15 protein-coding genes are annotated in these 26,444 nt (G+C 44.3%); 11 read left to right on the top strand and 4 right to left on the bottom strand.

The features are described 5' to 3' along the window. Window positions 1–34: 34 nt before the first annotated feature. Together mgtE and rsmA are read right to left on the bottom strand one after the other, a co-directional pair. On the bottom strand, window positions 35–1,375 hold the full coding sequence (mgtE, locus tag ACNOGP_RS08275) for a magnesium transporter (RefSeq protein ID WP_007764675.1): 1,341 nt from the start codon (window positions 1,373–1,375) through the stop codon (window positions 35–37). Then, window positions 1,372–2,160, bottom strand: coding sequence for a 16S rRNA (adenine(1518)-N(6)/adenine(1519)-N(6))-dimethyltransferase RsmA (gene rsmA / locus ACNOGP_RS08280; protein WP_007751236.1), 789 nt, complete (start codon window positions 2,158–2,160; stop codon window positions 1,372–1,374). Before rsmA ends, mgtE begins: the two co-directional genes overlap by 4 nt. Before the next feature lie 112 nt (window positions 2,161–2,272). On the opposite strand from rsmA, the gene ACNOGP_RS08285 reads away from it, so the two are divergent. From ACNOGP_RS08285 to meaB, 5 genes are all read left to right on the top strand, one after another. Further along, window positions 2,273–3,259 (top strand): lysylphosphatidylglycerol synthase transmembrane domain-containing protein, encoded by a 987-nt coding sequence (locus ACNOGP_RS08285; protein ID WP_186966740.1) that lies wholly within the window; start codon window positions 2,273–2,275, stop codon window positions 3,257–3,259. 24 nt (window positions 3,260–3,283) lie between these two features. Next, the gene (locus tag ACNOGP_RS08290; protein ID WP_418214533.1) at window positions 3,284–4,741 is read left to right on the top strand and encodes an aminoacyl-histidine dipeptidase; all 1,458 of its coding nucleotides are present in this window, start codon (window positions 3,284–3,286) and stop codon (window positions 4,739–4,741) included. Window positions 4,742–5,442: 701 nt separating this feature from the next. Continuing rightward, entirely contained in the window at window positions 5,443–11,166 is a 5,724-nt protein-coding gene (locus ACNOGP_RS08295) for an alpha-2-macroglobulin family protein (RefSeq protein ID WP_418214534.1), read from the top strand. Between the two features lie 237 nt (window positions 11,167–11,403). Continuing rightward, window positions 11,404–12,471, top strand: a complete 1,068-nt coding sequence (locus ACNOGP_RS08300) for a DUF1573 domain-containing protein (protein ID WP_186927306.1) — start codon at window positions 11,404–11,406, stop codon at window positions 12,469–12,471. A gap of 13 nt (window positions 12,472–12,484) precedes the next feature. Further along, a complete protein-coding gene (meaB, locus tag ACNOGP_RS08305) occupies window positions 12,485–13,579 on the top strand; it encodes a methylmalonyl Co-A mutase-associated GTPase MeaB (protein ID WP_007764683.1) in 1,095 nt (364 codons plus the stop codon). Window positions 13,580–13,590: 11 nt separating this feature from the next. Here meaB and ACNOGP_RS08310 read toward each other — a convergent pair whose 3' ends face one another. Then, window positions 13,591–14,508: a DMT family transporter gene (locus ACNOGP_RS08310; RefSeq protein WP_143864882.1), complete on the bottom strand. Its 918-nt coding sequence runs from the start codon at window positions 14,506–14,508 to the stop codon at window positions 13,591–13,593. A 107-nt stretch (window positions 14,509–14,615) separates the two neighbouring features. Between ACNOGP_RS08310 and ACNOGP_RS08315 the strand changes: the two genes are divergently transcribed. The 6 genes from ACNOGP_RS08315 to ACNOGP_RS08340 all read left to right on the top strand — a co-directional run bounded on the left by ACNOGP_RS08315 (window position 14,616) and on the right by ACNOGP_RS08340 (window position 24,927). Continuing rightward, the gene (locus ACNOGP_RS08315) at window positions 14,616–15,464 is read left to right on the top strand and encodes an AAA family ATPase (protein ID WP_007764689.1); all 849 of its coding nucleotides are present in this window, start codon (window positions 14,616–14,618) and stop codon (window positions 15,462–15,464) included. After that, window positions 15,442–16,443, top strand: a complete 1,002-nt coding sequence (locus ACNOGP_RS08320) for a DUF4435 domain-containing protein (RefSeq protein ID WP_007751215.1) — start codon at window positions 15,442–15,444, stop codon at window positions 16,441–16,443. Before ACNOGP_RS08315 ends, ACNOGP_RS08320 begins: the two co-directional genes overlap by 23 nt. 33 nt (window positions 16,444–16,476) lie before the next feature. After that, on the top strand, window positions 16,477–17,817 hold the full coding sequence (locus tag ACNOGP_RS08325; protein WP_143864884.1) for a mechanosensitive ion channel family protein: 1,341 nt from the start codon (window positions 16,477–16,479) through the stop codon (window positions 17,815–17,817). Between the two features lie 126 nt (window positions 17,818–17,943). Next, window positions 17,944–20,658: a TonB-dependent receptor gene (locus ACNOGP_RS08330; protein ID WP_418214535.1), complete on the top strand. Its 2,715-nt coding sequence runs from the start codon at window positions 17,944–17,946 to the stop codon at window positions 20,656–20,658. 42 nt (window positions 20,659–20,700) lie between these two features. Continuing rightward, window positions 20,701–21,954, top strand: coding sequence for a hypothetical protein (locus ACNOGP_RS08335; RefSeq protein WP_418214536.1), 1,254 nt, complete (start codon window positions 20,701–20,703; stop codon window positions 21,952–21,954). A 168-nt stretch (window positions 21,955–22,122) separates the two neighbouring features. Beyond that, the gene (locus tag ACNOGP_RS08340) at window positions 22,123–24,927 is read left to right on the top strand and encodes an ATP-binding protein (RefSeq protein WP_418214537.1); all 2,805 of its coding nucleotides are present in this window, start codon (window positions 22,123–22,125) and stop codon (window positions 24,925–24,927) included. A 60-nt stretch (window positions 24,928–24,987) separates the two neighbouring features. Here ACNOGP_RS08340 and ACNOGP_RS08345 read toward each other — a convergent pair whose 3' ends face one another. After that, entirely contained in the window at window positions 24,988–26,427 is a 1,440-nt protein-coding gene (locus tag ACNOGP_RS08345; protein WP_418214538.1) for an NADH-quinone oxidoreductase subunit N, read from the bottom strand. Window positions 26,428–26,444: the final 17 nt, after the last annotated feature.

The following is a 26,444-nucleotide window of genomic DNA, read 5'->3' on the forward strand; positions in this document are numbered from 1 at the left end:
CTATTTTGCTTATTTTTTTTTGTTTAGCCTGTTTTTATGATAATAAAACCGTAATTCCCATGTACAACATCATGCCGATAATGTCATTTGTGATGGCAATAAAGGGCCCCGTTGCAATGGCGGGATCTATTTTTAGCTTTTCGAGCGTCATTGGCACGAGTGTTCCAAAAATAGAAGCGAACATCACTACGGCAAACAGACTGATGGATACGGAATACGTAACCGTAGCCGTTGCGCCGAAGCGGATGAAATTATATGTATATACCAATAGAGAGATGATTGTAGCATTGATTAACGCCACTACCGCTTCTTTGGTCACTTGCTTGAATGTGTTTTTAGCATCCAGCGAGCTGTTTGCCAGCCCTTGCACGATGATAGCCGAAGATTGTGTTCCGACATTTCCACCTGTACCACCGATAAGCGGGATATAGAGCGCCATTTCAGGATGGGCGGCAAAGGTTGAATCGAAGTTACCCAGAATCATGGAGTTTCCGATACCGCCGAGCATACCGATCAATAACCAGGGGAGACGGGCAGTAGTCTGCTTGAGTACGTTGTCGTCGGTTTCTACGTCTTGCGAAAGACCGGAAGCCAATTGGTAATCACGTTCCGACTGTTCACGAACCTCATCCATGACGTCGTCGACAGTGATTTGTCCTACGAGCCGCCCGATGCTGTCGATAACGGGAATAGCCACCAAGTCATACTTCTCAATCGCTTGTACCACTTCATCGATAGGAGTGTCTACGTGCACGGAAATCGGATCTTTCTGCATCACATGCTTTACTTTGGACACGGATGGAGAAGTAATCATTTTCTTGAGCGGGAAGATACCACGCAAACGTTCGTCGTCGTCGATGACATATACATAATAGATCTCATCCAGCTCCTCCGCTTGTTGCCGCATCTCTTTCAGACACTCGGGCATACTCCAGTTCTCGTTGACAAGTACCATTTCCGTACCCATCAAACCGCCGGCGGTATTTTCGTCGTATTTCAACAAGTCGACAATATCTCCTGCCTGTTCGATGTCTTCGATATGCGAAAGAACTTCTTCCTGTTTGTCCTCGTCAAGTTCACGCATCAGGTCTACGGCGTCATCCGTATCCATATAGTCGACAAAGCGTTTGGCGATAGTCTCCGAAGGAAGCATTTCGAGAAGCTCTTTACGTGCGTCCTCGTCCATTTCGACCAGCACATCGGCGGCCGTTTCGTTGTCGAGCAAGCGATAAATGAATCTGGCTCCTTCCGCATTCAAGTCATTGCATAACTCAGCGATGTCGGCCGGATGAAGGTCGACGAGGAGTTCTTTTACCTTATCAGCGTCTTTCTGCTCTATAAGGTGTTTTACGGTATCAATGTATTCCTCGTTCATTGTTGTTTCAGTGCTTCTTCCACTTTATTGGTCAAGTCGATAAATTCTTCTACCGATAGTTGTTCCGGACGTTTATTGAATAATGAATCCTCTGTCAGCGGACAATCTTTGCCTAAGATCGGTTTGATGGAATTGCGCAAAGTCTTGCGCCGTTGGTTGAAGGTGGTTTTCACCACCTGCTTGAATAACTTCTCGTCGCATCCCAGCTCTTGGACTTCGTTGCGCGTCATACGGATAACGGCACTTTTGACTTTGGGAGGCGGGTTGAATACGTGTTCGCTGACGGTAAACAGATATTCCACCTTGTACCACGCTTGAATCAATACGCTGAGAATACCGTATGTTTTGCTGCCCGGTCCGGCGGCAATACGTTCGGCAACCTCTTTCTGGATCATACCTGTGCAACAAGGAATGATATCCTTATTATCCAACATCTTGAAAAAGATCTGGCTGGAGATATTATACGGGTAATTACCGGTCAGAACGAAAGGTTTCCCATCAAACAACCGGTGAAGATTCATCTTCAGGAAATCGTCTTCAATAATATGGTCTTCCAGTGACGGATAGGCTTCGCGGAGATAAGCAACCGATTCATAGTCAACTTCTACGACTTTTACCAACCGGTCTTTCTTCACCAGAAATTGAGTCAGTACGCCCATACCCGGTCCTACCTCTAAAATGGGCAGTTCGGGAAAGGTGTCGACCGTATCGGCAATATCCTGAGCTACTTTCAGATCTTTCAGAAAGTGCTGTCCGAGAAACTTTTTAGGCTTTACTAATTTCATTTACCAACTAAATAATTACTTTTGCAGTCGACAAAGGTAATTCTTTTAAATGAAGAACGTGCCACTAATTAAAAATAAATGATATGCCAGCGCAGCTAATGAAGAATTAAGGATGAAGAAACTGTTTAAAAAGACGCTGAAACTGATATTACCGATTGTTTTGGGCGGCTTTATTTTATTCTGGGTGTATCGCGACTTTGATTTTGCAGAGGCGGGCGATGTGTTGAAGCATGGTACAAATTGGTGGTGGATGCTTTTCTCGCTGTTGTTCGGAATATTTGCGCAAGTGTTTCGTGGCTGGCGGTGGCGGCAGACGTTGGAGCCTTTGGATGCGTTTCCTAAAAGAAGGGATTGTGTGAACGCCATTTTTGTTTCTTATGCCGCCAGTCTGGTCGTTCCCCGTATCGGAGAAGTGAGCCGTTGCGGCATATTGGCAAAATACGATGATGTGTCGTTTGCCAAATCATTGGGAACAGTCGTGACGGAACGGTTGGTCGATACGTTGACCATTCTCTTGATAACAGGGATTACCGTCTTGCTGCAAATGCCGATATTCGTCACTTTTCTTCAACAGACCGGAACGAAGATACCTTCCATGATGCATCTGCTGACGTCCGTATGGTTTTATATTGTCTTGTTCTGTTTCATCGGAGTGGCGATGTTACTTTATTATTTACGAAAGACATTATTCTTTTATGAACGGGTAAAAGGTTTTGTCTTGAATATCTGGGAGGGAATTATGTCCTTGCGTGGAGTGCGCAATATTCCTTTATTTATATTTTATACATTAGCTATTTGGGCTTGTTACTTTTTCCACTTTTACTTCACGTTCTATTGCTTTGCTTTCACTGAGCATTTAGGCATGATGGCGGCTTTGGTCATGTTTGTTGGCGGCACATTCGCAGTGATCGTGCCCACCCCCAACGGAGCGGGTCCATGGCACTTTGCCGTTATCTCTATGATGATGCTTTATGGAGTAAATGTGACAAATGCCGGAATATTTGCCTTGATTGTGCACGGTATTCAAACCTTTTTAGTAGTTTTGTTGGGCATATATGGTTTGGCGGCATTGCCGTTCACCAACAGACAACGAAAGTAATCACTTAATAAAAATAGATTTGTTATGAGTACTATTCTTTCTTTAGCTCCACAAAACGTATGGAAGCATTTTTATTCGTTGACTCAGATTCCCCGTCCGTCAGGGCATATGGAAAAAGTGACTGAATTTCTGATTAACTTCGGAAAAGGCTTAGGACTGGAATCTTTTGTAGACGAAGCAGGCAACGTGATTATACGTAAGCCGGCAACTCCGGGTATGGAAAACCGCAAAGGCGTGATTCTTCAGGCGCACATGGATATGGTTCCCCAAAAGAACAACGATACTGTACACGATTTTGAAAAAGATCCGATTGAAACTTATATAGACGGTGACTGGGTAAAAGCGAAAGGTACAACTTTGGGTGCGGACAACGGACTGGGGGTAGCTGCCATCATGGCCGTGCTGGAAGCAAAAGATTTGAAACACGGTCCTTTGGAAGCTCTGATCACTAAGGATGAAGAGACCGGGATGTATGGTGCGTTCGGTCTGAAACCGGGTACGGTGAATGGGGAAATCCTGTTGAATCTGGATTCGGAAGATGAAGGTGAATTGTATATCGGTTGTGCCGGAGGTATGGATGTCACTGCTACTCTGGAATATAAAGAGGTGGCTCCGGAAGAAGGAGATATCGCAGTGAAAGTAACATTGAAAGGATTGCGCGGCGGACATTCGGGACTGGAAATCAATGAAGGACGTGCCAATGCGAATAAATTGCTGGTTCGTTTTATTCGTGAAGCCGTTGCCAGCTATGAAGCTCGCTTGGCAAGTTGGGAAGGCGGTAATATGCGTAATGCTATCCCGCGTGAAGCACATGCGGTTATTACCATTCCGGCTGAAAATGAAGAAGAACTGTTGGGCTTGGTGAAATACTGCGAAAACCTGTTCAACGAAGAATATTCGGCTATTGAAACTCCGATCAGCTTTACGGCTGAACGTGTAGAACTTCCTGCCGGTGAAGTACCTGAAGAAATTCAAGACAATCTGATTGATGCAATCTTTGCTTGTCAGAACGGTGTGACACGTATGATCCCTACTGTTCCGGATACGGTAGAAACTTCTTCCAACCTTGCTATTATAACGATTGGTGAAGGAAAGGCAGCCATTAAGATTCTGGCTCGCAGTTCAAGCGATAGCATGAAAGAATATCTGACTACCAGCCTGGAGTCTTGTTTCTCTATGGCAGGGATGAAGGTAGAGATGACAGGCGGATATTCCGGTTGGCAACCTGATGTAAATTCTCCGATTTTACATGCGATGAAGGCATCCTATAAACAACAGTTTGGCGTAGAACCTGCAGTGAAAGTGATTCACGCTGGCTTGGAATGTGGCATTATTGGTGCTATTATTCCGGGATTGGACATGATTTCTTTTGGTCCGACTTTGCGTTCACCGCATTCACCGGACGAAAGGGCGTTGATTCCTACCGTACAGAAGTTCTATGACTTCCTAGTAGCAACTTTGGAGCAAACTCCAATGAAGTAACGTATTTCTCTTTATATAAATATTCTCCTATTATATAATAGGTAACCATAGTGAAGGTACGGATGATATTTCATCTGTGCCTTTTTGTCATATTTATTGCAGCGTATATTACAATTCTGCTTTATAACAAATAAATTAATTGATGCAAATCAAGAAATATGCTATAAAACATAAATATCTCTCTTTTTTAGATCAATGTATAAACAAAGGCCGTATTTTTGTGTTGTAAAACATGTAATTAGGAGGATAACAAAATGAAAAGGTTAAAAAGATTGTTTAGAAAGATCGGCGAAGCCGATGTACATGTTTGGGGATATTCGACAATTAATGCAACCCCTAACAAGTAAGTTTTAGTTTTCAGGAATTAGTAATTTAAAAGATTTAAGATTATGGCAAAGAAAATGAGTTCTTTAGTAAGAAAAATCCTCAGTGAAGTAGGTCGTAACGAAATGCTGTCATGGGGGTATAGAATTGAGAAATGAGAACGAGTACATTAACTAAGTTTAGAGTGGGGATACGTTATTGAAAACGATATCCCCACTTTGTTTATATCCTGTAAGGCCGGTTATCCGTTCTGTATATCTTTGAATTACAGTAAGGATGAAAGCAAAATTTAAGCTAAAAAGTACAAACCTTTAAACTTTATTTCTTTACTTTGTTGTTTAAGCAAAGATATCTATCAAACTTAAACTGGAGAGATTATGAAAATAAGGCAGATTTGTATGGTGGTGCTGTTTGGACTGGGAGTGATTCCGGCAATGCAAGCACAGACTTTCGACAAATTATGGAAAGAAGTGGAGCAGGCAGAGAAAAAGAGCTTGCCTAAGACAGTGATAAAACTGACTGATGAAATTTATCAGAAAGGAGAGAAAGAAAGGAATTCCGCACAAATGCTGAAAGCATATATGTGGCGGATGAAAACTCAGGATATATTGACACCGGATAGCTTTTATGTCGGTTTAAGAGACTTGGAGCAATGGGCGAAGCAGACAGAACAGCCGATGGATCGCGCCATATTACACTCTTTGATAGCGGAATTCTATGCCAATTATGCTGCCGACAACCAGTGGCAACTCCGGCAAAGAACCGAGATTGTAGGTGAGACTCCGTCCGCAGATATACGCGAATGGACGGCGAATATGTTTGTAGAGAAAGTACGGACTAATGTAAAGGAAGCTTTGGCGGACTCTCTCTTATTGCTCAAGACTTCTTCACGCAATTACATTCCTTTTGTGGAGCTGGGCGAAACCAGCGAATATTATCATCACGATATGTACCATCTGCTGGCTTCCCGTGCCATCAGGGCTCTGAATCAGATTGAAAGACTCGAACGCGGCAGCTTCAATGGTATCACAGTTTCTCCTGTGAAACAGGATATTATCAATATATATGAGCGTATGGCTGACGCTTATGAGACGGTCGGGCTTAAAGAGGGGTATGTATTGACCATGCTTCAATATCTGGAATGGGAACGTGGCAATGATAACAAATTGCAGCCTGTCCAACTAAGAAAAGGATTGGGCGAATGGACGGCAGACACATATAATGCCGCTTTGGACGAGCTTAAAAGGCAGTTCAAATCGGAGCCGATATGTGCGGAAGTCTATTTGGCACAAGCCCGCTATGCTGTTGAGAAGATGCAGCAAGTCAACGCTTTGCAACTTTGTGATGAGGCGATTCGTCTTTATCCGGGCTATCGCAGGATAAATGCGCTGAAGAATCTCCGTGAAGAGATTTTAGCGCCTTTCTTGAATGTCAGTGCAGTGAGCCAGGCCTTTCCGAATGAAGAAATCAAGTTGAATGTGGGACATAAAAATCTGGATGGCTTTACTGTTCGGCTGTATCAGGCGAAGAAACTGGTTAAAGAACAACATTATTCCGTTCTTCGTCCGAAAGATTATCGGGCAAAGGATACTGTATTTACATTCAAAGCTCCGGATTTGGGAACTTACGTGATGCGTATTATTCCGGATATCCGTGCCAAGAGGGATAGCGAAAGCAAGTTTAACGTGACACGTTTTAAAGTATTGACCTGCCGTTTGCCCGAAAACCAATACGAGGTGGTGACTTTGGACGGACAGACCGGCCACCCTATTCCCAATGCGAAAGTTACACTATACAGTAGTGACGAGAAAGTCTTGCAAGAGTTTACGACCGATAAAGAGGGAAAAGTGGTATTCCTCAGGAATGCCAAGTATCGGTATCTGAAAGCCTCGAAAGGCACGGATACGGCTATGCCGAAACAAGGAATTTATGGCGGAAGTTATGGATACTATGGCAATAAAGATAAAGCTGTTGAGGAAATGACGTTGTTGACCGACCGTTCTCTGTATCGTCCGGGACAGACTGTGTATGTGAAAGGTATTGCATTTGCCCAGAAATCGGACACAGCCGATGTGATTCCGAACAAAGCCTATACAGTGACTTTGTACGATGCGAACTATCAGGAAGTGGGACGGAAATCTGTACGTACCAATGAATTCGGTTCGTTTGCGACTGATTTTGCTTTGCCTTCCGCTTGTCTGAACGGAGTCTTTTCTTTAACGGCGGGAGAGGGTAGAACGACTGTTCGTGTAGAAGATTATAAACGTCCGACATTTGATATAACTTTTGAAAAGCAGACGGAAAGCTACAAGCTCGGAGATGAAGTGCAGGTGAAAGGTAAGATTCAATCTTATAGCGGTGTGTCGCTTCAGGATCTTCCGGTGAAATATACGGTAAAACGTTCTGCATATAACCTCTGGAGAATTTCGGGGGCTGTGCAGATTGCTTCCGGAGAGGTGACTGCCAATGAGAATGGAGAATTTACGATACCCGTCCGTCTGGAGGAAAGTGACGAGTATAAGAATAATGATAGAGTATATTACCGTTATTCCATCGAAGCTACTGTTACCAATGTGGCAGGTGAAACGCAATCTTCTACGGATGTGATTTCGGCAGGTAACCGTTCGTTGGTTCTACAGATGGAGTTGGACAAGAAGACGTGCAAAGACCGGCCGTTTGATATTGTGTTTAAAGCTCAGAACCTGAACGAACAGCCTGTGGAGGTGAATGGCAATTACTATCTGTATCCCCTCGAAGAGACAAACGTGAAAGAGAGTAGCCTGAAAGAAACCGGCTTTAAGAAGGCAAGTGAGAATCCCGTTGCAACAGGTACATTTACTTCTAATAAGGAAATGACGCTTGACTGGAAGAATCTTCCATCGGGAGCTTATATGCTGAAAGCGGTAGCGAAAGACAGTCAGGGAAAAGAAGTGGAGACGGAGGCTCAGACGATCCTATTCTCTATCGGCGACAAGCGTCCGCCGGTGAAATCACCTACTTGGTTCTATGCGGAAAATACGGAGTTTGATGCAACCCGCCCGGCAGTATTCTGTTTCGGTACTTCAGAAAAAGACACTTATGTGATGATGAATGTCTTCTGTGGTGACAAACAACTGGAAAGTAAGGCGTTGAACTTGTCCGATACGATTGTGCGTTTTACCTATCCGTATCTGGAGAGCTATGGAGACGGTATTTTTGTGAACTTCTGTATGGTAAGAGACGGGCAGCTTTATCAAGAACAGGTCTCCGTAGAGAAACGCTTGGCGGATAAGAATTTGACGATGAAGTGGGAAGTGTTCCGTGACAAATTGCGTCCCGGACAGAAAGAAGAGTGGAAATTGACGATTAAGACACCGCAGGGGCAGGCCGCCGATGCGGAAATGCTGGCTACGATGTATGATGCGTCATTAGATAAAATTTGGAATCGCCGACAGGATTTCCGGCTTTACTATAATCGGATACTTCCTAATTTCCGTTGGATGAATGGCTATTTTGGAAACAACTCATTCAATTACTGGTGGAACAATAAGACGCTGAAAGTACCGGTACTGGCGTATGACTATTTCGTAATGCCGTCAAGGATCGGAAATGTGTTCTTTGAATCCGAAATATTGGCCGATGGAGTGGTGGTTAGAGGGCTTGAAGTGCAGAAGAAAGCAGTGATGACGGGCAGTGTTGCAAGCCGGAGCAATGCGGTGGAAGTGAAATATGTGCCTGCCTTAGTCTCTGAGGCTACTGATGCGGAATTTGAAGAAGAAACCCTTCCTGATGTACCCGCCGACTTGCGTACGAACCTTGCCGAAACAGCTTTCTTCTATCCGCAGCTTCGTACGAATGAACGGGGAGAAATATCCTTCTCTTTCACTATGCCCGAAAGTCTGACACGTTGGAACTTTCGTGGATATTCCCATACCAAAGGAATGCTGACGGGAACGTTGGATGGTGAAGCTACCACGAGCAAGGAATTTATGTTGACTCCTAATCTCCCTCGCTTCGTCCGTGTAGGCGACAAGACGTCTATTGCCGCTTCTATCTCCAATATGACAGGCAAGCCGCAGGCAGGTACAGTCAGTATGATTCTTTTCGATCCAATGACGGAAAAAGTTGTCAGCACGCAGAAACAGAAATTCTCGGTAGCTGCCGGAAAGACAATCGGAGTGAATTTCAGATTTACCGTGAATGATAAATACGAGATACTGGGTTGCCGGATGATAGCCGATAGCGGTACGTTCAGTGATGGTGAGCAACAACTTCTTCCGGTGCTGAGCAATAAGGAACATTTGGTAGAGACGCTTCCGATGCCTGTGCGTGGAGAAGAAACCCGTACATTCTCACTCGACAGCTTGTTCAATCAGCATAGTAAAACGGCGACCGACCGCAAACTGACCATTGAGTTTACGGGAAATCCGGCTTGGTATGCCATTCAGGCACTGCCTTCGCTAAGCCTCCCAGTGAATAATAATGCTATTTCGTGGGCTACAGCCTACTATGCAAATACATTGGCTTCTTACATTATGAACAGCCAGCCGCGCATTAAGGCGGTTTTCGATAGCTGGAAACTTCAAGGCGGTACGAAAGAAACCTTCTTGAGTAATTTGCAAAAGAACCAGGAAGTGAAGAATATTCTGTTGTCCGAATCGCCGTGGGTACTCGAAGCCAAGACGGAAGAACAGCAGAAAGAACGTATCGCTACGCTGTTCGACCTGAATAATATCCGCAGCAATAACATAGCGGCTTTGACCAGATTGCAGGAATTGCAGAATTCCGACGGTGCTTGGTCATGGTTTAAGGGAATGAACGGCAGCCGTTATGTAACGGCTTATATTGCCGAACTGAATGCCCGCCTTGCGCTACTGACAGGTGTGCCATTGAGTGGAACCGCCCTTGACTTGCAGGCTAAGGCGTTAACTTATCTTCATCAGTCGGCTTTAGAAGAATACAAGAATATACTGAAAGCGCAGAAAAAGGGAGTGAAACAGACAGGAGTTTCAAGCGGTATTCTGCAATATCTGTATATTGTCGCGATTTCCGGTGAACAGGTTCCTGCGGCAAGTAAGATTGCTTATGCTTATTATCTGTCTAAAGTGGGAGAGTTGCTTACCTCTTCTTCGATGGAAACGAAAGCGATTGCCGCCATTGTACTTGATAAAGCCGGGCGTAAGAAAGAAGCCCAAGAGTTTGTCGCTTCCTTGAAGGAACATCTGACGAAAACGGATGAGCAAGGAATGTTCTTTGCCTTCAACGAGAGTCCGTATGCTTGGGGAGGTATGAAGTTGCAAGCCCATGTAGATGTGATGGAAGCATTGGAACTGATTGGCGGAAACGGAAATTGGGAAACAGTCGAAGAAATGAAACTCTGGCTGTTAAAGCAAAAACAGACGCAGCAGTGGAGCTCTCCGGTAGCTACGGCGGACGCTGTGTATGCCCTGTTGATGAAAGGCGCCAATCTGCTCGATAATCAAGGGGACGTACGTATTGTGATTGCCAACGAGGTACTGGAAACGGTATCTCCGAGTAAGACAACCGTTCCGGGATTGGGCTATATCAAACGTTCGTTCACACAGAAAAATGTGGTAGACGCCCGTAAGATTGAAGTGGAAAAGAGGAATCCGGGTATCGCTTGGGGAGCTGTTTACGCCGAATACGATTCTCCTATCAGTGATGTGAAACAACAGGGGGGTGCATTGAATGTAGAGAAGCAACTGTACGTAGAACGCATAGAGAACAACGTTGCACAATTGCAGCCTATTACTTCAAAGACCGTTCTCACAGTAGGTGATAAAGTTGTTTCCCGTCTGACCATCAGTGTAGACCGTACGATGGACTTTGTGCAGTTGAAAGACCAGCGTGGCGCCTGCTTCGAGCCTGTCGGCAGTATTTCCGGTTATCGCTGGAACAATGGATTCGGCTATTATGTAGACATTAAAGACGCCTCTACCAACTTCTTCTTCGACCATTTGGGCAAAGGTGTCTATGTACTGGAATACAGCTACCGTGTGAGCCGTGAAGGAACTTACGAAACAGGACTGGCTACTATTCAGTGCGCATACGCTCCCGAATACGCTTCACATTCCGCATCAATGACAATTATTATTGAATAACCAAAAGCGAAGATTTTCCTCCTCACCGGTGAAAGGGTGCTCCCTCACCGATGAAGAGGTGGTTCGCCACCGAGGAAGACCCTTTTCCTCGGTGGGGAACTTTTAGTCTGCAAATAAGGCATTACAGGTTCTCTCTGTAAGTAAAGTCTTTTCCCAATCTGTGTTAATCTGTGTAATCTGTGGTGAGAAACTCATCTAAAAGTCCTACATTTGTGCACCAAAATAAAAAAGTATCGCATGAAACGTAGTTTGCTATTTATATTTTCTCTACTCACTGTCGCTTTGGCAGCCGTTGCCCAACCTCGCATCTCTTCCAATAAAGAGACACATAATTTCGGACAAATAGAATGGAAACGCCCGGTGACGGTGGAATATACAATTACCAATACCGGTAACCAGCCATTGGTGCTTACCAATGTCACTACCTCTTGCGCCTGTTCCGTAGCCGACTGGACCAAAGAACCGATTGCTCCCGGAGGAAAAGGAATTGTCAAAGCCTCCTTTGACGCCAAAGCTTTGGGACACTTTGAAAAAACAGTAGGAATATACAGCAATGCCACGCCCAGTCTGATTTATCTGAAATTTATCGGTGAAGTGGTGCAAGAGATAAAAGACTATACCAAGACTCATCCTTATGCAATAGGTAATATCCGTATCGATCGTGACGAATTTGCCTTCCCCGATGTGTATCACGGTCAGAAGCCCACGATGACTTTTAGCATTGCGAACCTATCCGACCGTCCGTACGAACCGGTGTTGATGCATCTGCCTCCTTATCTTAAAATGGAAGCGGAGCCTAAGGTTCTGCTGAAAGGTAAAAAAGGCACTGTGAAACTGACGTTGGATGCCAGCCAGTTGAAAGACTACGGATTGACGCAGACATCCGTTTACCTTTCCCGTTTTTCCGGTGATAAGGTGAGCGAAGATAATGAAATACCGGTTTCGGCTATTCTTCTTCCCGACTTCTCGCGTATGACAGCGAATGATTCTTTGAATGCGCCTGCTATACGAATCTCGGAAACGGACATTGATCTTAGCGTGCCGTTGATAAAGAAGAAGAAAGCCAGTCATGATATCCTGATCGCTAATGCCGGAAAGACTCCATTGGTAATTAGTAAGTTGCAGGTATTCAACTCGTCGGTCGGAGTAAGCTTGAAAAAAACGGTACTTCCTCCGGATGGAATGACGAAGTTGAAAGTGACTATTCGTAAGCGTGATGTGGGTAATAAGAAACACCACTTGCGTATCTTGATGATAACAAACGACCCGTTGCGCCCGAAAGTTGAAATCAATATCAAACGTTAAATCTCCTATTGCTATGGAACATCCTGAAAATAGTGAAGAATATAAGGGGCTTGTTGTCAATAAAGGTATTGAACAGCCCTCGTCGGTGAACCCTTATCTGAAACGGAAGCCTAAGAAACGCCAGCTCTCGGTGGCTGAGTTTGTGGACGGCATTACAAAAGGTGATGTCACTATACTAAGTCAGGCTGTGACGTTAGTTGAAAGTGTGAAACCCGAACATCAGTCCGTTGCCCAAGAGGTGATAGAGAAGTGTCTTCCCTATTCCGGCAACTCGATCCGGGTAGGTATCAGCGGTGTTCCCGGTGCAGGAAAGAGTACTTCGATTGATGTCTTCGGCCTGCACGTGCTCGAAAAAGGCGGTAAGTTGGCTGTACTGGCAATCGACCCGAGTAGTGAGCGTAGCAAAGGAAGCATTTTAGGAGATAAAACCCGTATGGAACAGCTTTCCGTACATCCTAAATCATTTATCCGTCCCAGCCCGTCGGCCGGTTCATTGGGAGGAGTAGCACGTAAGACGCGTGAAACGATTATTCTTTGCGAGGCGGCCGGATTCGATAAAATCTTTGTGGAGACCGTGGGAGTGGGACAGAGCGAGACGGCAGTCCATTCGATGGTCGATTTCTTCCTGTTGATTCAGTTGGCGGGAACAGGAGATGAATTGCAAGGTATCAAGCGTGGCATTATGGAGATGGCGGACGGCATTGTGATTAATAAAGCCGACGGAGATAATCTGGAACGTGCCAAGCTGGCTGCCACTCAGTTCCGTAATGCGCTGCATCTGTTTCCTGCGCCCGAATCCGGATGGACACCAAAGGTTCTGACTTATTCCGGTTTTTACAATATAGGCGTTAAGGAAGTATGGGATATGGTTTATGAGTACATTGCCTTTGTAAAAGAAAATGGCTATTTTGAATATCGCCGTAACGAGCAGAGCAAATACTGGATGTATGAAAGTATCAATGAACAGCTTCGCGACAGTTTCTACCATAATCCGAAGATTGAAGCCATGCTTCAAGAGAAGGAACAACAAGTATTAAGTGGTAATCTTACTTCATTCATAGCCGCCAAAAGTTTGCTGGACACTTATTTTGAGGACTTAAAGATGTAGTTCACCACAGATTACAGTTCTTTCCCTATCTTTTCGAAGTCGGCTCTTGATTTGCTCTGTGTCACGATATATACTCCCAAGAACACGAGTGCGATAGCCAGTCCTTTCTGCCAGCCGAAGCTTCCTATCCCCATGATGATGGCAGCGATTGTAGCTACAATCGGCTGCATATAGTTATACATACTGACAACGGTGGGACGGAGTAGTTTCTGTGCGGTCATGATGCAGAGATAGGCAAGGAAACTGCCTCCCAATACTACGTAAAGAACCTCTATGATGGCGATTGTGGAGACTGCCTCCCATTGAATGATGGAAATGTCGTGATAAGAGAACGGTATGTAACACATCGAAGCGTAAACGAACATCCACTTATTGATAGTGACTGCCGAATATTGCTGGGATAATCCCTTGAATACGGTTAAGTAGATGGAGAAACTGATCTGTGCCACCAGACAAAGCAGGTCGCCGATTAAGCTTCCGTTTCCGTTGTTTCCCGCCTGACTGCTCATAATGAGGATAAGCGCTCCCATAGCGCCGACGAAAATACCCAGTACCTTTTTATTGGTAATCGGTTCTTTCAGATAAATAGCCGCTACGATCATAGTGACAATCGGTAAAGTAGTGGTTACGATGGAAGCGTCGATGGGTGAAGTCATTGAAAGGCCGAAAATGAATACTCCCTGATTGAACACCAAAGCAAACAGTGAAGCGAAGAATATCTTCAGCATATCCTGATGATTCACGTGTTCCTGTTTGCAGAAAATGGAAAGTATCCAGAAAGCCGCCGCCGCTCCCACCATCCGAAAAGTGGTGACGGATATTGCGGAGAATTCCTGAAGCGCTGATTTACCGATAGGAGACATCAGCCCCCACATGACGTTTGCCGTAAGTGCAAACAGATGACCTTGCAGATTCTTGTTATTCTTCATAAGTGCGTATACGCCTTTTTAATTGTTACCTTTATTGAAAACTGCTGCAAAGGTAGCTAATTTGTCGTATGATTTGTTTATATTTGCCTTGAATAAAATTGAATATTATGGAACAACAGGCCAACTATATCCGTCGTATCGAAATTCATGGACTCTGGGAGCGTTTTAATATAGGATGGGATTTGCGTCCCGATGTGAATATCCTTTCCGGTATTAACGGAGTAGGAAAAACTACCATCTTGAACCGTTCGGTAGGATATCTTGAAGAACTCTCCGGCGAAATGAAAAGTGACGAGAAGAACGGTGTCCGTCTTTTCTTCGACAATCCTCAGGCGACCTATATCCCATACGATGTGATCCGGAGTTATGACCGTCCTCTGATTATGGGTGACTTTACTGCCCGTATGGCCGATAAGAACGTGAAGTCCGAATTGGATTGGCAGCTTTATCTGTTGCAACGCCGCTATCTTGATTATCAGGTCAATATAGGTAACAAGATGATTGAAATGCTCTCCGATAATGACGAGAAAGTACGGGCCAAAGCAGCTACTTTGTCCATAGCCAAGCGTCGTTTTCAGGATATGATTGACGAGTTGTTCAGTTATACACGCAAGAAAATAGACCGCAAACGGAATGATATTGCTTTCTATCAGGATGGAGAACTGTTGTTCCCTTACAAACTTTCTTCCGGTGAGAAGCAAATGCTGGTCATTCTGTTGACCGTGCTTGTGCAGGACAACAGCCATTGCGTACTGTTTATGGATGAGCCGGAAGCCTCTCTCCACATTGAATGGCAACAGAAGTTGATTGCCATGATACGTGAGTTGAATCCGAATGTACAGATCATCCTGACTACCCATTCGCCGGCCGTCATTATGGAGGGCTGGCTGGATGCAGTGACGGAAGTAAGTGATATTTCAACATTATATAATAATGGCAACTTCACTACGAGATAACCTGACATCTTCTTATTTCAATGCCGCTCATAAGCTTTATTCAAAGAAGGCCCGTCGGCGTATCATAGCTTATGTGGAAAGCTATGATGACATTGCTTTCTGGCGTACGTTGCTCGAAGAATTTGAAGATGACGAACACTATTTCCAGGTAATGCTTCCTTCTACTACCTCATTGGCTAAAGGGAAAAAGATGGTCTTGATGAATACGTTGAATACCGCGGAACTGGGAAGAAGCCTGATTGCCTGTGTGGACAGCGATTATGATTTCCTGTTGCAGGGCGCGACCAATACTTCCCGTAAAATCAACCGCAACAAATATATCTTCCAGACCTATACATACGCCATTGAAAACTATCATTGCTTTGCCGAAAGCCTCCATGAGGTATGTGTGCAGGCTACGTTGAACGACCGTTTTGTGATGGACTTCAATGCTTACCTGAAAAGATACTCTGAAATCGTATATCCGCTTTTTTTATGGAACGTGTGGTTCTATCGCCAACGGGATACTTACACCTTTCCGATGTATGATTTTCATGCCTATACTTCTCTGCGTGAGATAAATCTCAGACACCCGGAAAAGAGTCTTGAATCATTGCAGCAACGGGTAAATCAGAAATTGTCGGAACTGAAGAAACGTTTTTCCCGCAGCATGAATCAAGTAAATGCCTTAGGGACAGATCTGAGAGAGTTGGGGCTATTTCCGGAAAATACCTATCTGTATATGCAGGGACACCACGTAATGGATAATGTGGTGATGAAACTTCTGATTCCGGTTTGTACGGTATTGCGCCGGGAACGGGAACAGGAAATCAAGCGACTTGCCGAACATAATGAACAATTTAAGAACGAATTGACTTGTTATCAGAACAGTCAGGTAAATGTGGAAATCATGTTGAAGAAGAATGTGGCCTATAAGCGGCTTTTCCACTACGACTGGCTGCGACAGGATATTCGTGAATACCTGGAACGAGGGAAATAAGAACAAGAAAGAAGAATAGAGAGAAGATTACTTATGGAAGAAGTAAAAGAAATAGTTGATACCGTGACAGTTGAGTTGGCCAATGGCGGAACACAGGAGGTGACTGATGTAGTGATTCAGGAAGTGAACCATGCATTGCTTTCGGCAGGAATGGATGAGGCTTTGGCGGATAAGGTGGACAACTTTGTCATTTTGTTGCTGATTATTGGTGTGGCCTTGTTGGCTAATCTGATTTGCCGTAAGATCATTTTGCGTACGGTAGCGAAATTGGTGAAACGGACCAAAGCTACTTGGGACGACATAGTGTTCGACCATAAGGTAATGGTTCACGTCAGCCGGATGGTAGCCCCGATATTGATTTACCTTGCTATTCCCATCGCTTTCCCGGAACATGCCGACTCCAACTTGCTCGATTTCCTGCGACGGCTTTGCCTTATTTATATCTTGGCGGTTTTCCTCCGTTTCATCAGTGTCTTTCTGTCGGCGGTATATCATGTTTACAGTGAAAAGGAGCAATATAAGGACAAGCCTCTGAAGGGGTTGTTGCAGACCGCTCAAGTCGTTCTTTTCTTTGTCGGGGCTATTATTATCGTAAGTATTCTGATTAAGCAGAGTCCGATGGTGTTGCTTACCGGATTGGGAGCTTCGGCCGCTATTCTGATGTTGGTGTTCAAGGATAGTATTATGGGTTTTGTTTCCGGTATTCAGCTTTCTGCCAATAATATGCTGAAAGTAGGCGACTGGATTGCTATGCCGAAATATGGCGCCGACGGAACTGTGATAGAAGTGACTTTGAATACGGTAAAAGTGCGTAATTGGGATAATACGATTACGACCATACCGCCTTATTTGCTGGTCAGTGATTCTTTCCAGAACTGGCAGGGGATGCGGGAATCCGGTGGACGGCGTGTGAAGCGTTCCATTAATATCGACATGACCAGCGTTCGTTTCTGTACACCGGAGATGTTGGCGAAATATCGTAAAATCCAATTGCTGAAGGAGTATGTGGAGACAACGGAGAAGGTCGTGAAGGAGTATAATAAAGAGCATCATATTGACAACTCCGTATTGGTGAACGGGCGTCGCCAGACTAACTTGGGCGTCTTTCGTGCCTATCTTACGAATTATCTGAAAAGCCTGCCTACCGTCAATCAAGACTTGACGTGCATGGTACGCCAGCTTCAACCTACCGAAACAGGTATTCCGATGGAACTTTATTTCTTTTCCGCTTCTAAGGACTGGATTCCGTATGAAGGCATACAGGCGGATGTTTTCGATCATGTGCTTGCCATTATTCCGGAATTTGACTTGCGTGTCTTCCAGAATCCGTCAGGTGCGGACTTGCGCCGGATAGGAGTAAAGATAGAAAACTGATAGAGGATATTGCAGTGTAATAACATTGCAACGACTCTTTCAATTGATTGTATTTTCTTTGTCTCAATCTTGTAACACAGGCCATCTACCTTTGCCGACGTAATCAAAAACGTAGAGTAAAGGTAGATGAAAAAGCTATTTCTTATCCGATTTTCAGTGGCGGCCTTCTTTTGTCTGTTGTGTGTACTTCCCGCATTGGCTGCCAATATCAAGATTAAAGGAGCTGTAAAGGACAAGTTATCCAAAGAGCCTTTGATAGGTGCGACGATACGCTTGCTTGGAACCCAGGCCGGAGCGGTTACCGATATGAACGGTAATTTTGAGCTAAACGGTGTGGGAGTGTTGGAGGGTATGTATGATATCGAGATTAAATACGTAGGATATAAGACTGAAGTACGTCGGAAGGTCCGCGTAGAGAATGGGAATCTGGTCATTCTGAATATGGAGATGGAGACGGATGCGCAAGAGCTGTCGGATGTGGTTGTTGTGGCGAAAAAGAACCGGGAAAATGAGAATATGGCTTTGCTGGAACAGCAAAAGGCGGTCATTGCCGTGCAGTCGGTCAGTGTGAAGGAGCTTTCACGCAAAGGAGTTTCGGATGCGGAAGGAGCTGTGACGAAAGTCGCCGGAATTTCCAAGCAGGACGGTGTGAAGAACGTATTCGTACGTGGATTGGGTGACCGCTATAATACTACTACGTTCAATGGTTTCCCTGTGCCGTCGGAAGACCCGGAATACAAGAATATCTCTCTTGATTTTTTCGGAACCGACCTTATACAGTCCGTAGGAGTCAACAAAGCATTTACTGCCGGGAACGGAGGCGATGTAGGGGGCGCAAATATTGATATCTCGTCCAAAGAACTGGTAGGCAACGGTTACATTAGCGCCAGTGTATCGGCCGGTGTGAATACACAGACCCTTTCCTCCGATTTTTTCCAACCGGATGGAGTGAATCTGCTGGGATTTGCCAATCGGACGGAACCGGGCACGGATGTGTGGGGATTTAAGAACAAACTCGACCCGTCGGCGCAAAACTTCCAGATGGACCGCAGTTATAATATCGCAGGCGGAAAGAAGTTTTATGTAGGTCGGCAACGGGATGCTCTTTCGTTCTTTGCCACTGTGGGGCATTCCGTTGATTATCGATATACGGATGAAATCATACGTAATACAAATACGGGCGGTACTATATACAAAGATCTGAACGGACATAAGTCAACAACGAATATCAGTCAGTTGGCATTGGCTAATGTAGATTATGATATGCACAATCGTCATCATTTGTCTTACAACTTCATGATGGTACATAGCAATGTGCAGTCTGTGGGAAACTACGAAGGGAAAGACGCTACTTTCAGTGACGATTACGGTAATCTGGGAATGACCCGTCGTCAGCAGGTGAACGACAATCTGTTATTAGTCAACCAGATCATGACGAACTGGGGATTGACAGACCGGCTGAGCGTTGACGCAGGAGCCTCCTATAATATGGTGCGCGGATATGAGCCGGATCGCCGTATCAACCAGATAACCCGGAATGAAACCGGATACGGATTGGTAGGAGGTAATACACAGTTCCGTACTTTCTCTTCTCTGACGGAGAATGATCTGAATCTCCGTGCCGGAGTGGTTTATCGCTTGAAAGACGATTGGGAAGAAATCTCCAGACTTCGGTTCGGATACACCGGACGTATCATTAACGATGATTTCAAACAGACGGAATACAATATGATTACCTTGAATGGTCCTTCATTTACTTCGGTGGACGATATTTCATTGGATGACTTTTATTCTGCGGCCCATTTCAACGACCGTTTCACGCTGGACAATGCGGTGGATAAATATGCGGTGAAGAAGAACATACATTCGGTTTATGCGGAAGCGGTCTATCAGTTCACCCGGCATTGGGTGGTCAATCTCGGCTTGAAGTATGACAATGTGGATATGACCGTAGACTACAATGTGGATAAAGGAAACTCCAAAGGCAAGAACAATATCCGGAAAAACTACTTCCTTCCGAGTTTGAACATGAGGTACAGCCTGAATGATAAGAACGCCTTGCGGCTTGGATTGAGCAAGACATATACTTTGCCTCAGTCGAAGGAAATTTCACCTTACCGCTATGTGGGTGTCAACTTTAAGAGTCAGGGTAACGCAAATCTGAAACCGTCGGACAATTACAACATAGACTTGAAATGGGATTTCAACCCTACATCAACCGAATTGATCTCTGTTACTGCTTTCTACAAAATGATAAAGAATCCTATTTCGCGTATCGAAACGCCAAGTGCCGGAGGTTTCCTTTCATACGAAAACGTAGCCGACCAGGCTACTGTGGCGGGGATTGAACTGGAGATACGCAAAAAAATATTCTCACGCTCGACAGCCAACAACGGTATGAACCGCCTGACGGCAGGATTGAACGGATCGTATATCTACACGAATGCCAAAGTGGACGACCCCGATATTGCCGCTACCGATACGGATGGCTCGCAACTGGAAGGGGCGGCTCCTTGGATTGCCAACTTCGATCTGTCACACACCTATGTTTCAGCCGGATATTCGTTTACCAACACATTGGTCTTCGGATATGTGGGAGAAAAAGTGTATACTATCGGTACACAAGGGTTTCAGGATGTGATGGAAGAGGGAGTGGCTACGCTCGACTTCGTATCGCAGGCGAAATTAGGCAAGCATATTGCCCTTACTCTTAAAGCACGCAACTTGCTTAATCCGTCCTATCAACTGAGCCGTAAGGCGAACGGTAGCGGTCGGAAAGTGATATTGGGCGATTATAAAAAAGGAATTAACGTGAGCTTGGGAGTGTCGTGCACATTCTAAGCTCTATATAAACAGAAATATTATCAATTAAACGCTAAAAAGATGAAAAGATTATTCTTAAGCATGATGGCAATGGCTGCTATCGCAACAACTTTGACTTTAACTTCTTGTGGTAGTGATGATGACGGGAATGATACTCCCGACGGGGCTTCTATTCTGGCTGCCGACGGTAAAACATTGATGGGAAACCTGACCGGTAAACAAACGTTGGAAGAAGGGGAATACATTCTGGGTGGAACGGTGATTATCGAAAATGGAGGCGAACTGACTATTCCTGCCGGAACAACGATTAAAGCGACTAAAGGTTTCAGTAGCTATATTCTTGTAGCACAGGGTGGAAAACTTTATGCTAACGGTACGTCTTCACAACCTGTCACATTTACTTCTGGAGAAGCGACAAAGAAAGCCGGTGACTGGGGAGGAATTATCCTTAATGGTAAAGCACCTATTTCCGGTGCGGGAGCAGAGGGTACTAATACAGCCAATGCGGAGATTAACAATGCTTACAAATACGGCGGTAGTGACAGAGCCGACAATTCCGGTGCGCTGACTTATGTGAATATCCTCTATGCCGGTGCACGTAATACGGCTGATATTGAGCACAACGGGCTGACTTTGAACGGTGTGGGTAACGGGACGAAAATCCAGAACGTTTATGTGTTGGAAAGTGCCGATGACGCTATCGAATTCTTCGGTGGAACAGTAAATGTGACTAATCTGCTGGCTGTCAATCCTGATGATGATATGTTTGATTTCACTCAAGGATATAAGGGCACATTGAGTAATTGTTATGGTATCTGGGAAGACGGGTATACCAGCACGGAAGAAGATCCGCGTGGAGTTGAGGCTGATGGTAATCTGGATGGAAACGGAGTAGACCATGTGGGGCAGTCTGATTTTATCATAGACGGAATGACGATTGTCAATAACACGGTAGGTGGAAATACGACTACCGGACAGAAGAATGCAATGGACGATGTAATCAAGGTGCGTCGTGGTGCAACTGCTACTATCAAGAACACATTGGTAGCTTCTACTTCGGCTGATGCACTGAAAGCAAAAGACCTGGTTGACGCTACCGACTCAAAAGGGGGAGGCACCGTGACTATCAATATTACGACTTCTTCTTCTTTCTCATATACAAACGAAAAAGTGGTGGATTATGTTGATAAAACAAATCCCGATAAGAATGTCGTTGGGCAGGGAACTGTCACACTGACTACGTCGGCTTCTAATGCCGGTGCAAACACTTCTGTTTTTGCATGGACAAACTATTCTTTTCCGACTTTGAATTAATAAAAGATTAAAGAGGTTTTTCAATTGTTTGATGCGTGCGTCGATACCGACGTACGCATTTATTGTTCCGTTTGTCAACTATTTTGTTTATACAGCCTTGAAATTTGAGTTGTAAATAACTGTTTGTAATGTATTTTTCTTATATTTGTATCTTTAAAAATCAATATTATGCATACAGACTACGAACGGTATCGTAAAATGGCTTCTTTGGCTCAAGTCGGATGGTGGGAAGCGGATTTGACGGGAGGATATTATCTTTGTTCCGACTTTCTTTGTGATCTTTTGGATTTGGATGGAGATACTATCTCATTTTCTGATTTTCTGAACTTGGTGCGTGAAGATTATCGTTGTCAGATTGCACATGAGTTCCGGGCAAATAGTTCTATCCATAAGGATTTTTACGAACAGACCTTTCCCATCTATTCGAAATATGGCGAAGTCTGGTTGCATACCCGTTTGGCTTCCCGTGAGAAAGGAACGGGGACTAATGGGGGAGACAAATCTTTTGGAGTGATTCAACGCGTAGAGGCTCCTGAACAGATAGAACAGAAGAAAGCTCTGAAACGTGTGAATGACTTGCTTCTCCGTCAGAATTACATTTCGCAGTCTTTATACCGTTTTCTTCGGGATGAAAGAGTTGAAGAATGTGTAACAGAGATTTTAAAGGATATACTGAATCTTTATAATGGAAAAGGACGTGTCTATATTTTCGAGTACAATAAAGAACACACTTATCGCAGTTGCACGTATGAAGTCGTTTCCGAAGGGATGTCGACAGAAAAACAATGTTGGCAAGACATACCGGTCGATCGGTCGGAATGGTGGAATCAGCAGATTCTGTCTGGCAAAGCTATCGTGTTGAATTCGTTGAAACAACTACCGGAAGAAGCATCGGAAACGAGACGAGAATTTGCTGAACGGGGAGTCTATTCATTCATGGTAACTCCTTTGATGGCTGGTGATCATGTATGGGGAGGAATGGGTATTGAATTGATAGATAGTTATCGTAACTGGAGCAACGAGGATTTTCAATGGTTCTCTTCGTTGGGAAATATTATAAGCATTTGTATTGAACTACGCGTAGCAAAAGATAAAGTAACTTATGAACAGTCTTTCTTACGTAATCTTTTCCATTTTATGCCAATGGGGTATATACGTATGTCTGTTCTTCGTGACGAGAACAACAAGCCTTATGATTATCGGATAACGGACGCTAACCAGATCAGTTCCCATTTCTTTGGCAAACCTTTGGAACAATATGTAGGTGTGTTGGCTTCGGATTTGGTTTCCGATCATTCAGAGAAAATGGATTTTATCCTTGAAGTTCTTGATGGTAAGCCTTACAAAGAAAAGGATGAGTATTTTCCTCAAACGGGATTGTACACTCACTGGATTGTGTATTCGCCGGAGAAAGATGAGGTGGTAGGATTGTTTACGGACTCAACTGAGGCTGTAGAGGCTAATCGTGCATTGGACCGTAGTGAGAAACTTTTTAAAAATATATTTGCTAATATTCCGGCAGGAGTAGAGATCTATGATAAGGATGGATATCTGCTTGATCTGAACAATAAGAATTTGGAAATATTCGGAATTGCCAATAAAGAGGATGTAATAGGTATTAACTTCTTTGAAAATCCGAACGTGCCGCAAACGATTCGTGATCGTGTACGAAATGAGGATTTAGTGGATTTCCGACTTAATTATTCTTTCGACCAGATTAAAGGATATTATCGTACCATGCGTTCTAATGTGATAGAATTGTATTCGAAAGTAACTAAACTGTACGATAGAGAGGGAGAGTTTATCGGGTATATTCTGATTAGTATTGATAATACGGAACGTATTGATGCAATGAACCGTATTCGTGATTTTGAAAATTTCTTTTTGATGATATCCGATTTTGCAAAAGTTGGTTATGCGAAATTAAATCTTCTGAATCGGAAGGGATATGCCATCAAGCAATGGTATAAAAATATGGGGGAAGAGGAAGACATTGCATTAAGTGATGTAGTAGGAGTCTATCGTAAAATGCATCCGGAAGACCGCAAAGGTCTGCTTGATTTCTATAAAGAAGTCAAAGTCGGGAAAAGAAAACATTTTCAAGGGGAAATGCGTATTCTTCGTCCCGGAACGGAAAATGAGTGGAACTGGGTAAATACGAATGTGATGGTAACCCAATATAAACCGGAAGAGGGTGAAATCGAAATCATTGGTGTCAATTATGATATAACGAAACTGAAAGAGACGGAGGCTGAACTGATTCATGCACGTGATAAGGCGGAGATGATGGACCGTCTGAAAAGTGCTTTCCTTGCCAATATGAGCCATGAAATCCGTACGCCTCTGAATGCTATCGTAGGCTTTTCCGATTTATTGGTGGAAACTGCGGATATAGAAGAACGGAGAGAGTATATGAAGATCGTGCGGGAAAATAATGATTTGCTGTTACAGTTAATATCAGATATTCTCGACCTTTCCAAAATTGAGGCAGGGACATTTGAATTTTCGCATGGAGATGTGGATGTGAATCTGCTGTGTGAAGATCTGGTCCGTTCTATGCAGATGAAAACGAAAGAGAATGTAAAGTTAGTATTCGAACCAAATTTTTCTATTTGCCATATTACTAGTGACCGTAACCGTATATATCAGGTGATATCCAATTTTGTGAACAATGCGATTAAGTTTACTTCAGAGGGCAGTATCCGTGTGGGATATGTGCTGAAAGATGAAGGATTGGAGTTCTATGTTCAGGATACGGGGATAGGAATAGAGAAGGAACAATTACCGCACATCTTTGAGCGTTTTGTAAAGCTTAATTCTTTTGTGCATGGCACGGGATTAGGACTTTCTATTTGCCAAAGTATTGTGGAACAATTAGGTGGACGTATTGGCGTTGACTCCGAAAAAGGTAAGGGATCGCGTTTTTGGTTTACGATACCTGGAATGGTCATGACGGAAGAAAGTCTTCAGTAAAAGACAACAAAGATAAACAAAAGAGCGTATGTCACCTTGAAGTGACATACGCTCTTTTGTTTAGATTCCAAATGCCAGTTTGTCGATAGACTGGTATACAACGCTTGCGATACCTAGTCCGATGATGCCCAGCGTGCAGAGTGCCAGTCCCCACTTTGTGCATCGGTCACTGCGGAAAGTCGGAATCGGGTTTTCGGACGGGGTGATATACATCGCTTTCACGATCAGCAGGTAGTAATACAGCGAAATTACTGTATTGACCAATGCTATAAACACCAACAAATGAAAGCCTGCATCGAAGGCCGCCATGAAGATAAAGAACTTGGAGAAGAATCCGGCAAATGGAGGAATGCCTGCTAATGAGAACAAAGAAAGGGTCATCAGGAGGGCGATCTTCGGATTCGTTTTATAAAGTCCCGCATAATCTTCGAGGGTGAACTTCTGGCTGCGCAATGCCACAATAGTGATTACGGCAAATACACCGAGATTGGCGGCTGCATACACAAGTACATAATATACTAGGGCTGTCATTCCCTGTGCCGTGCCACCGATTACACCAAGCATGATATATCCTGCCTGCGAGATACTGGAGAATGCCATCAGACGTTTCAGGTTCTGTTGGCGGATAGCGAATATATTCGCGATGGTGATGGAAGCTATCGTTACCCAATAGAGCACTTCCTGCCAATCGTTTATCATAGGAGCAAATACCTTGATGAGGATAGTCAGCAATACAAATGCCGCCGATCCTTTGGATACAACACTCAAGTAAGCGGTGACCGTACTCGGGGCTCCTTCGTAAACGTCTGCCGTCCAAAGATGGAACGGAACGAGCGATAACTTGAATGCCATACCCGTAAAGAAGAATACAAATGCCATAATCTGTAACGGGTTTCCGTCAATATGGGCGGGAAGGTCATCGAAATACAAGGTTCCGGCAGAACCGTAAATCATAGACAAACCGAACAACAGCAATGCGCTGGAGAAGAGTGCGGTAAGAATATACTTGGCTCCTGCTTCGGCGGAGTTGTGACGGTATTTATCGAAGGCAATCAAAGCTGCCATGGGAACGGAAGCAGTCTCCAGTCCGATGAAGAACATCAGGAAGTGTCCGGCGGAAATCATGAGATACATACCGAACAGAGTAGAGAGAGTGAGTACATAGAACTCTCCTTGCTTGAATGAAGTGTCTTCACGCTTCATCCATTCGTGCGCCATCAGAAAGACGATTAATGTACCTACGTTCAGGATTGACTTAATGACTGTATGTATGGGCACATAGTGGTACATACCGCCGAAAATGTCGGCAGCGGTACCCGGTATCAGGTTGATAGCCGTATGGATAGCCATCAGAATGACGGGAAACATTGTATTCAGTCGTGCCTTTCCATCGTTCTTGTGCGCATCCGGGCTCATGAAGAGGTCGGCTAGAAACAGTAGTAACAGAACTACTACGAGCGACAGCTCTTCTCGCATATGTAGAAATTGTGAATAATCCATCTTTATCAATTAAATTA

It is taken from the genome of Bacteroides difficilis, from assembly GCF_048319815.1.
GTDB lineage: Bacteria > Bacteroidota > Bacteroidia > Bacteroidales > Bacteroidaceae > Bacteroides > Bacteroides zhangwenhongii.